This is a genomic window from Mycobacterium kyogaense (assembly GCF_003254575.1).
GTDB lineage: Bacteria > Actinomycetota > Actinomycetes > Mycobacteriales > Mycobacteriaceae > Mycobacterium > Mycobacterium kyogaense.
In genome coordinates this window covers 40,397-50,241 of record NZ_QJUA01000041.1, presented here as the reverse complement: position 1 = coordinate 50,241, position 9,845 = coordinate 40,397, and the positions used below count along the sequence as shown (strand labels likewise).

At 67.1% G+C, this 9,845-nt stretch carries 11 protein-coding genes; 3 read left to right on the top strand and 8 right to left on the bottom strand.

The annotated features are described in order from the left end of the window. Positions 1-35 precede the first annotated feature (35 nt). From DMB80_RS22780 to DMB80_RS22755, 6 genes are all read right to left on the bottom strand, one after another. Entirely contained in the window at positions 36-1,301 is a 1,266-nt protein-coding gene (locus DMB80_RS22780) for an MCE family protein (protein ID WP_111511944.1), read from the bottom strand. Then, positions 1,298-2,338, bottom strand: coding sequence for a virulence factor Mce family protein (locus DMB80_RS22775; protein ID WP_073684369.1), 1,041 nt, complete (start codon positions 2,336-2,338; stop codon positions 1,298-1,300). The genes DMB80_RS22780 and DMB80_RS22775 overlap by 4 nt, the downstream gene beginning before the upstream one ends. Positions 2,339-2,372: 34 nt before the next feature. Beyond that, on the bottom strand, positions 2,373-3,821 hold the full coding sequence (locus tag DMB80_RS22770; RefSeq protein ID WP_111511938.1) for an MCE family protein: 1,449 nt from the start codon (positions 3,819-3,821) through the stop codon (positions 2,373-2,375). A 1-nt stretch (position 3,822) separates the two neighbouring features. Next, positions 3,823-4,677 carry an ABC transporter permease gene (locus DMB80_RS22765; RefSeq protein ID WP_046365746.1) on the bottom strand — a complete coding sequence of 285 codons (855 nt, stop codon included), beginning with the start codon at positions 4,675-4,677 and terminating at the stop codon, positions 3,823-3,825. Further along, positions 4,674-5,441, bottom strand: coding sequence for an MlaE family ABC transporter permease (locus DMB80_RS22760; protein WP_046365745.1), 768 nt, complete (start codon positions 5,439-5,441; stop codon positions 4,674-4,676). Before DMB80_RS22760 ends, DMB80_RS22765 begins: the two co-directional genes overlap by 4 nt. A 153-nt stretch (positions 5,442-5,594) precedes the next feature. After that, positions 5,595-6,200 carry a TetR/AcrR family transcriptional regulator gene (locus DMB80_RS22755; RefSeq protein WP_205538855.1) on the bottom strand — a complete coding sequence of 202 codons (606 nt, stop codon included), beginning with the start codon at positions 6,198-6,200 and terminating at the stop codon, positions 5,595-5,597. 108 nt (positions 6,201-6,308) lie between these two features. Here DMB80_RS22755 and DMB80_RS22750 point away from each other — a divergent pair, with 108 nt between their 5' ends. Beyond that, complete coding sequence (locus DMB80_RS22750) at positions 6,309-7,178, top strand: alpha/beta fold hydrolase (protein ID WP_111511937.1); 870 nt, start codon at positions 6,309-6,311, stop codon at positions 7,176-7,178. Position 7,179: 1 nt separating this feature from the next. Here DMB80_RS22750 and DMB80_RS22745 read toward each other — a convergent pair whose 3' ends face one another. Further along, positions 7,180-8,118, bottom strand: coding sequence for a hypothetical protein (locus tag DMB80_RS22745; protein ID WP_205538853.1), 939 nt, complete (start codon positions 8,116-8,118; stop codon positions 7,180-7,182). Between the two features lie 34 nt (positions 8,119-8,152). Here DMB80_RS22745 and DMB80_RS22740 point away from each other — a divergent pair, with 34 nt between their 5' ends. After that, positions 8,153-8,938, top strand: coding sequence for an adenylate/guanylate cyclase domain-containing protein (locus tag DMB80_RS22740; protein WP_111511935.1), 786 nt, complete (start codon positions 8,153-8,155; stop codon positions 8,936-8,938). Here the strand turns inward: DMB80_RS22740 and DMB80_RS22735 are convergent. Continuing rightward, positions 8,928-9,098: a hypothetical protein gene (locus tag DMB80_RS22735; RefSeq protein WP_110798052.1), complete on the bottom strand. Its 171-nt coding sequence runs from the start codon at positions 9,096-9,098 to the stop codon at positions 8,928-8,930. The two genes, DMB80_RS22740 and DMB80_RS22735, sit on opposite strands and share 11 nt — an antisense overlap. Before the next feature lie 42 nt (positions 9,099-9,140). Between DMB80_RS22735 and DMB80_RS22730 the strand changes: the two genes are divergently transcribed. Next, positions 9,141-9,818 (top strand): guanylate cyclase, encoded by a 678-nt coding sequence (locus DMB80_RS22730; protein WP_111511934.1) that lies wholly within the window; start codon positions 9,141-9,143, stop codon positions 9,816-9,818. Positions 9,819-9,845 lie beyond the last annotated feature (27 nt).

The window sequence follows — 9,845 nt, the reverse complement described above, 5'->3', positions numbered from 1 at the left end:
GGCCTGCCCCTGCCGGGACCCACCGGGTGCTACCCCTACCGTGAGCCGTTGCCGGCGCCGCCGCCGGGCGGCGGGCCGCCCGGCGGCGGCGCCGGCAACGGCTCACGGTAGGGGTAGCACCCGGTGGGTCCCGGCAGGGGCAGGCCGGGCGGTCCGCAGCCCTGGTCACCGGGGTTACCGGTGATGGCGTCCGGGATGGTCAGGCGCGGTTCGCCACCCTGGCCGGTGCGCGGGTAGGGCATCGGCAGCGCCGGCGTGCCCGGCTGGCCGACCTGCGGATCGGTGCGCTCCGACGGCAGCAGCACGTTGGGGTCCAGACCCAGATCGGAGAATGCGGCGTCGACGAACGGTTGCACGAACTGACCCGGCAACAGGTTCGCCACATAGGTTTTGAAGAACGGGCCCGAGGACACCGACTCACCCAGCGACATCGAGTACTGCTGCAGCAGGTGCAGCGATTTCTGCAGGCGCTCCTTGCGATTGTCGATCATCGTCAGCACACCGTTGAGCTTGTCCAGCGACGGCCGCAGGATCGCGCGATTGTCGTTGATGAAGCCGAGCAGCTGCTCGCTCAATGTGGAGATGCTGCCGGAGATCTGATCCAGCGCGGCGCTCTGGGTGCGCAGCTCGGCCAGCAGCGCGTTGCTGTTGTTGACCAGGCCCACGATCTGATCGCTGCGCTCGGCCAGCACCGTCGTCGCCTTGTCCGCGTTGCCGAGCAGGTTGCGTAACTGGGCATCCCGCTCGTCGAGGGTCTGGGAGAACCGGGCAACGCCATCGACGGCGATGCGCAGCTGCGGCGGGGTGTCGGCGAACGTGGCGGACAGTACTCGCAGGGACTCGGACAGTTGGTCGGTGTTCAGGCCGCTGATGGTCGACGCCAGATCGCCCAGTGCGTCGGGCAGTTGGTACGGAGACGTGGTGCGCTCCAACGGAATCAGGCCGTCGAGCTGGCCGTCGCCGCGGGAGGTTATCTCGAGCAGCTTGGTGCCGAGGAGTCCCTTGGTCTTGATCGCCGCCTCGGTGCGGTCCCCGAGCCGGATTTCCTTGTCGACCGTGAACGCGACGCGTGCGCGCGACTGATCGAGGTCGATCGACGTGACGGTGCCGACCTTGAAGCCCGACACGAGCACGTCCTGACCGGTGGTCAACCCGCCGGCGTCGGCGAACAACGCCGAGTATTCATTGCCGTGGAAGAACGGCAACTTGGAGTAGTTGAGCGAGCCGAGGACCACGCCGATCGTCACCAGCAGCCCGACCGAGCCGACGATCAACTGATTGCGTTCACTGAACGATTTCACCTCGGCGCACACCTCCCCGTGGACTGACCGGCCACCTTCACGTACACGGGTTGGCCGCCCTTGCCGTTGAGCTTGAGCACGATGTCGCAGAGGTAGAAGCTGAAGAAATCGCCGTAGATCCCCTGACGTGCCAGCGCCTGGTAGGCGTCGGGAAGCGTGTTGAGCAGGTTGTCGAAGTACTCGTGATCGGCCACCACGATGCCTGCAGCACGGTCGGTTTCGCGCACCGTCTTGGTGAACGGTTCCCGCGACTGCGCCAGCAGGTCGGCGATGCTCGATGCCGCCGCATTGGTGTAGGCCAGTCCGGTGCTGATGTCCTGCCTGCGATCTTTGAGTGTCTCCACCAGTCCGGACAGCCCGTCGACCGCCTTGGCGAACTGGTCGCTCTGGTCACCCAGCGACCCGAGCACCACGTCGAGGTTCGTGACCACCTGCCCGATCAGCTGATCCCGGTCGGCCAGGGTGCTGGTGAGCGCGGCGGTCTGGCCCAGGAACGAGTTGATAGTCCCACCCTGCCCTTGCAGGGCCGAGATCAGTTGCCCTGACAGCGCATTCACCTGTTCAGGATCGAGCGCCCGGAACAGCGGCCGGAAGCCACCGATCAGAGCATCGAGGTCCAGGGCCGGCGCCGTGCGAGCCATCGGGATCGTGTCGCCCGGCTTCAGCGTCGCGGTGCTGCCGGCGCCTTCCTGCAGCGCGAGGAAGCGGCCACCGATCAGGTCGTCGTAGCGGATCACCGCGCGGCTGCCCTCGGTGAGCACCACCGAGTCGTCGGCGGTGAATTCCACGATCGCCGTTGTATCCGGTTCGATGGCAACCTTGTCGACGCGTCCGACCTCCACGCCGGCGACCCGGACGAAATCGCCCTCCTCGAGTCCGCTCACGTTGATGAACTCGGCGCGGTAGGTGTGCGTCTTCTCCCCGAATCGCATCTGGCCGAACACCGCGAACAGCCCGAAGACACCCAGCAGGCAGACGGTCAGGAACACGGCGAGACGCCACGCGTCGTGCCTGATCCTGGTCGTCAGCCCTGCCATGGCGGGACACCTCTCCGTGCGTTCTCGATGGTGGTCATGGTGACGGGGCAGCCTCACGCGGCAGCGGAACCGGCGGCAACGGAGTGGGTTGCATCTGTGCCGGATTCGCGACGATGAACGGTTCGGACCCGGGTGTGGGGCCCGGCTCCCGCGGTGCGCCCGGCGGTGGGGCCGGCGGCAATCCGGGCCACAGGGGGCTGCCGTCGGGGGCGTACAGATCCGCCCCATAGGCGGGGGCACCCGGATACGGGATGGGCCCGATGGCCGGTCCGCCGAACAGGTTGCGGATGCTCGGCGGTTCGGGCACCGCGCGGGTGGTAGGCAGGTAGTTGGCCCAGGCCGGGAACCCGATACCGGGGTTGGGCCGCCAGTCGATCCCGGTGCCGAACCCGGTGTTGGTCACCAGGTTTCGCACCGGCCAGTTCTTGGCGACGTCAGGTAGCGAGCCGCAGGAGGGTTTGCCGCCGGGACCGCCCTTGGCGCCGATGATCGGCAGATTGTCCGGGTAGTGGTAGGGATCGTCGCCCAGAGACAGGCCGACGTCGAGAATGAGGCTGCGGCCGTTCCCACCCGGCGCCTCGTACCCGCCGGTGTCCAGCAGCGTCTTGGCGCCCGTGAGCAGGCAGGTGTACTCCGGGCTGTACTTGAAGAGCAGGTCGGTGGTGGGCCGCAGCACGTTGATGGCCTTGATCAGGTTGGCCTGGTTGGGGGCCAGCAGGCTGATGCCGCTGTTGGACAGGCCGATCGTGGACATCAGCAGCGTGTCGAGCGCCGTGGCGCGGTTGGCGATCGTCGTGCTGGTGGTGCTGAGCGCGTCGAGCGTGGTGACGATGTCACCCGCTGCAGCGCTGTAGGTGTCGTTGAACTGCCGCAGCGTGCGCCAGTCCTGCGCAATTGTCTCGTTGCGCGGATTGAGTTGCAGGAGAACCTGATTCACGGCGGTGGTGGCTTCACCGATCTGCGGGCCCAGGCCACGCACCCCGTCGGCGAGTGCGGACAACGTGCTGTTGAGCTTCGCCACGTCGACCCGGTCGATGATGGCGACCACGTTCTGGAACACGGTGTTGGCCTCGACGGTGACGTTGCGCGACTGGATCACCTGACCGGCCCGCAACGTGCCCTGCGGGTCACTCGGATAGATCAGGTCGACGTATTTGGCACCGAACACCGTCGTGGCCCGGATCTGAGCCTCGACGTTGCCGGGGATGAAGCCGATCTTGTCCTTGTCGATCTCGAGCTTCAGCGCCACCGGCTCGCTGCCGCCCTCGATCGCCGAGACGCGGCCGACCTGCACGCCACGCAGCTTGACCTTCGAGTTCGTCTCCATCACCAGACCCGCCCGGTCGGAGGTCAGCGTGACCGTCTCGTGGGAGGTGAAGGTGCCGAAGAACAACGAATACGTCAGCCACAGGATGACAGCCATCACCACGAGCAGGATCAGCGTGTACCACGCCGGATGCAGGCCTTCGTCGTGTGTGTCCATGTCAACCCGCCAAGTTGAAGTTGCCGGACTGGCCGTAGACGGCGAGGGAGAGCAGAACCAGCACCGATGCCGAGACGATCAGCGACGTCCGCACCGCCCGCCCGACGGCCTCGCCCACACCGGCCGGGCCGCCGCGCGCGGTGTAGCCGTAGTAGGTGTGGACGAGCATGATGATCACCGACAGCACGATGCACTGTCCGAATGACCACATCAGGTCGGTCGGGTTGAGGAACGTCTTGAAGTAGTGGTCGTAGACGCCGGTGGACTGGCCGTAGATCACCGTGGTGCCGAAGCGCGCCGCCCAGAACGCCATCAGCACGCCCACGCAGTAGAGCGGGATCACGACGAACAGACCGGCGATCACCCTGCTGGACGCCAGGAACGCGATGCTGCGGATGCCCATCACCTCGAGTGCGTCAATCTCCTCGTTGATGCGCATCGCGCCGAGTTGGGCGGTGGCGCCGGCGCCGATGGTCGCCGACAGCGCGATCGCGGTGGTGGCCGGCGCAATCAGCCGGACGTTGAAGTAGGCCGAGACGAAACCCGTCAACGCCTCGACACCGATGGTGGAGAAGTCGCTGTAGCCCTGCACCGCCACCAGTGCGCCGGTGGTGACCGTGAGGAACCCGACGATCGCCACGGTGCCGCCGATGACGATGAGTGCTCCTGCGCCCAGACCCATTTGGGCGATGATGCGAATCAGCTCGACGCTGTAGTGGGTGAAGACGTAGCCCACCGAGCGCAACGTGCGGCCGTAGAACTTGGTCTGCGTACCGATGTCGTTCCACGGTCCGGCCACGCTGCGGAACCGGGCCTTGAGCCACGGGAACTGGGAATGAGGCCGCGAGACGGTCATGCGGTGATCTTGATCGCCACAGCCGTCGCAACGATGTTGATCGCGAACAGCGCCATGAAGGTGAACACGACGGTCTCGTTGACCGCGTTGCCGACCCCGGCCGGGCCGCCACGTACGGAAATGCCTTTGTAGCAGGCGATCAGGCCGGCCGAGAGCCCGAACAGCGCCGCCTTGGCCAACGCGATGATCACGTCGGTGGTGCCGATGAGCAGCGTCAGCCCCGCCGCGAACGCGCCCGGTGAGACGTGCTGGATGTAGACGACGAAGAAGTACGCACCCGAGAGGCCAACGAGGATCACCGTCGCCGACAGCGCCAGCGACACCACCGTGGCGGCCAGCACCCGGGGAACCACCAGTGCCTGAATGGGATTGATGCCCATCACCCGCAGCGCGTCGAGTTCCTCACGGATCGTGCGGGCCCCCAGGTCGGCGCACATCGCGGTGGCGCCGGCGCCGGCGACCACCAGAACGGTGACGATCGGCCCGATCTGGCGCACCGTGCCGAGTGCCGCACCGGTTCCGGAGAAGTCCGCCGCGCCGATCTCGGTCAGCAGGATGGTCGTGATGAACGTCAGCAGAACGGTATAGGGAATCGTCAACAGCAGGGTGGGCAGGATCGACACACGCGCGACAAACCATGACTGGGCGATGAACTCGCGCCACGCGAACGGTGGCTGGAACAGCGCCACGAACGTGTCGAGGGCCATCGAGAAGAACCCGCCGAAGGCACGTACGGGTTTGCTGATGACGTCGGAAGCGACCATTCAACCGGTCCTTCCTCGCAAGCAGTTCACCGCCAAAGCCTCCGACCGACCAACCCCCGGTGTGTGGGGTGACGGTACATCTGTGAGGACGCTGGCAGACCGTATATCACCAAAATGTGGTGCGGCAACACGAGTCGCAATCGCCGGTCACGCTCACTCGCGAGCCACCGCGCCGACGGCGCGCAGCGCGAAGTCGAGCAACCGGGACTCGGCCTGTTTGACCGCCTGCACGTCGTCAGGCAGGACGGTGTACAGGAACCGGCTCACCAACGCGCTGATCGCGGCGGCGTCGTACTCGGGATCGGTGAGCGGGAACGCACCGACGGCGCGCCCGCGGCGGAGGATCTCGGCAAGTGAGCTCTCTCTACTGTCGTGCGCATACATCCGCGACTCCCGATATCCGGCCGCGGCCCGGACCTCCTCGGAGTCGATCACCGCCATCTTCATCCGCCGGTGCGGGTCGACCACGAGATCGAAGACCTCGCCGATCCAGGCTGCCAACTGGTGGACGGGGCTGCCGATTTCGGCAGCGGCCACCCGATCCACCCGCGCCGCGAGCTCGTCCGCGGCCTGCTGCATCAGGGCCAGGAAGAGATCGTCCTTGGAACGGAAGTGGCGGTAGAACGCGCGACTGGAGACACCGGCGGTGCGCAGGATCGTCGACATGGTGACCGGCTCCCGGTGGGCATCGGACAGGCAACGGTAGGCGGCCTCGATGATGCGCCGCCGTTCGTCGTCGGAACCGGCCACAATTTGCACAACCGAAAATAATAGATCGACTGTGGTCTACCGGGACCCGGGATCGGCGGATCCGATGCGCTGGGTAGCCTCAGGGCTTCGGGGACCGGTGAGAGGACGCGGTGGACCATGACCAGCAGCGATGCGACGATTGCGACCTTCACCGGCGCGGACGGCCTGCAGTTGGTCGCCGACGAATGGAACCGGCCCTCGGCCGCCGACAACGGTGACCCCGCTCGCCCGTCTGTGCTGATGCTCCACGGTGGTGGCCAGAACCGCTGGTCGTGGAAGAAGACCGGGCAGGTGTTGGCCTCCCGCGGGCTGCACGTGGTGGCCCTGGACAGCCGCGGCCACGGCGACAGCGACCGCTCCCCCGACGCCCGGTACAGCATCGACGCGCTGTCGGCCGATGCAGAGCGCGTTCTCGACCAGATCGGCCGCCCGACAGTCGTGATCGGCGCCAGCATGGGCGGGCTCACCGGCATCCAGGTGGCGCGCAACGCCGGCCCGCACAAGGTCACCCGGCTGGTGCTCGTCGACGTGGTGCCGCGGTACGAGAAGGACGGCAGCGCGCGCATCCGCGACTTCATGTTCAGCCATGTCCACGGGTTCGATTCCCTCGACGACGCCGCCGACGCGGTCGCCGCCTACTTGCCGCACCGCGCCCGGCCACAGAACCCCGAGGGACTGAAGAAGAACCTTCGGCACCGCAACGGACGCTGGTACTGGCACTGGGATCCGGCGTTTCTCACCGCGCCCCATGACGATCCGTTCCTGCGGGTCGAGCAACTCGAACAGGCGGCCGTCGAACTGACCATCCCGATCCTGCTGATCCGCGGGAAGCTGTCCGACGTGGTCAGCGAGGAGGCCGTCGCCGACTTCCTGAACAAGGTGCCGGGTACTGAGTTCGTCGAGCTCACCGGCGCGGGACACACGGCTGCGGGCGACGACAACGACGCCTTCTCCGACGCCGTCGTGTCGTTCGTGCTGCGGCCCTGACTCACACGCGCAGCGGCACACCCGCCACCTGGTCGGCGGTCAGGATCTCGAACATCGCTGCTGCACTGGTCAATTCGGTACGCGCGACGGCGAAGCCGGCCACCTGGAGTCTGCAGGTCGCCAACGCTGAGTTGTAGCAGTACTTCTCGGCGCCGCCGGTGTCGGTGTAGGTCAAGCCGATCACGTCGTCGGTTGCGGCGACGATCTCGCCTTCGATGGTCTGCTCCCCCACCCGTGCGCCGAAGCTCCAGGTGAACGGCTCGTATCGGCCATGCGTCTGCAGACTGCCGAGAACGCTGCGCACCGCGAATTCGACGCCGGCGTGGCGCAGCACGACGAGCGTGACCGCGGGCAACAGCACCGGCCCCACCGCGGCGCGCGCCGTGACGATCTCGAGCGTGGTGTCGGGCGCATCGTCGAACTCGCACACCTGCCCGTAGGCGTAGGCAGCGGTGTGCCGGCTGCCCCAGTTGTGGTTGACGCTGCCCACCCATCCGTCGACGTCGACCGTCAGACCGTCGATCTGGAGGCGGCCGTCCATCTCCGCCCGCGGATGCCGCACGAGCGTCTTCGCCGGTGGGAACCGGGCCTGGTAGGCCCGATCGGAGAGCATGCGCACCGCGGGCTCCCCACCCGGACTAATCGTCAGATCCCAGCGCGCGCGGCCGGCGATGTCGCCGACGGCGGCCGTGTCGGTCAGGCTGCTGGGACCGATCTGGGCGGTCCAGGGCACGTCCTCGAAGGCCGCGGAGTCGATCGGGAACGACTCTCGCAGCGCCCGGTGCCCGGTGGGATCGAAGGCCATCACCCACACATCCGCGCTCGCCGCGCCGGTCGAGGACCGCAACAATGTCTCGCGCAACCAGATCGCGCGGGTGCCGTCCCTGCTGTTGGCACGCAGCCAGCGACTCTCGTAACAGGGGGCCTGTGGACAACTCACGCCTCCAGCATCCAATACTGGACCGGTGACCGGGATGCAGATCGTCGCGCTGGCCCTGGCCGTCGTCGCGATCGGCGAGGCAGCCGCGATCGGATTGCTGTGGCGACGGGTGCGGGCCGCGGAAGCGGAGGCAGACGAGCTGCGGAACCGCCTCGACACTCGACAGCTGCTGGTGTCGGGTGGCACGAGGGCCGTCAAAACGGTGTGGCAGACGGCGAACATCCTGCGCAGGGACGGGCTGGGCGCGGCGGTGCGTTCCTCGATCGAGGATCTCGCGGACTGGGCCGAGGTGGAACGGCCCGATCTCGCCCGGCTGTCCCGCAACGGCCGGCTCGCGATCATGTTCTCCGACATCGAGGAGTCGACCGCACTCAACGAGCGCATCGGCGATCGCGCGTTCGTGCGGTTGATCGCCAGACATGACCGGGCCGTGCGCCGGTTCGTCGAGCGTCACGACGGTCACGTCGTGAAGAGCCAGGGCGACGGGTTCATGGTCGCTTTCGCCCGTCCCGAACAGGCGGTACGTTGCGGCCTGGACATCCAGCACTCACTGTCCAAGCGCCGCAACAGCATTCGGGTGCGGATCGGCATCCACACGGGAAAGTCGGTGCTGCGCGGCGACGACGTCTTCGGCCGCAACGTGGCGCTGGCCGCGCGGGTCGCGGCGCAGGCCGACGGCGGTCAGATCCTGGTCAGTGCGGCCGTGCGCGATGCGATCGACGACCGCGACGAGTGCGAGGATCTGGTTGTCGAACGACACTGCGACACCGAGTTGAAGGGCTTCTCCGGCACGCACACGCTCTACGCCGTCACCGCGTGACGTCGGAGCCGTGCGCCTGGGCGTGGCGCTGATGCAGGCGAGCGCGAATATCCTCCGGAGTGTAAGAGTTTCGCCGCCGCTGATCACGTGCGACCAGCACTCCGCCGGCGACCACGCCGGCCGCACCGGCCAGTCCGACCCACTTCCAGATTCCCCGCATGCCGGTCAGTCTGCCTAAGCTGCGGGCATGAAGCCAAGCACGGTGTCCCTGGAACGCGCGCTGAAGGAAACGCGCACCGGCGACATCTGGTTGTTCCGCGGCCACTCCGGCCCGGACCGCGCGATCCAGTCCATGACCAACAGTCCGGTCAACCATGTCGGGATGACCGTCGCGCTGGAGGATCTGCCACCACTGATCTGGCACGCGGAGCTCGGCGACAAGCTCCTCGACCTGTGGACCGGAACCCACCATCGCGGTGTGCAGCTCAACGATCTGCGGGCAGCGGTACACCGCTGGGCGGACGCCTACGGCCAGCGCTGCTGGCTGCGCCAGCTCACACCGCACGCCGACGGTGAGCAGGAGGACCGCATGCTCACCGTGATCGCACGCATGGACGGCACCCCGTTTCCCTCCACAGCACGCCTCACCGGGCGCTGGCTACGCGGACGGATTCCCACCGTCAGCGACTTCACGCGCGGAATCCCATTGGTGCACAAAGCTGTTCGCCGAGCTGCCGACAAGCGCAAGATCGAGCGGACACAGATGGGCCTGGAAACCGCCTACTGCGCGGAGACCGTGGCGATCACCTACGAGGAGATGGGCCTGCTCGTCACCGAGAAGAACGCGAACTGGTTCGATCCGGGATCGTTCTGGAGTGGTGATGACCTGCCGCTGGCCGACGGCTATCGACTGGGCGCCGAGATCGCGGTTTCGCCCTGAATCACCGTGTGAAACGCCGGTGCGGCT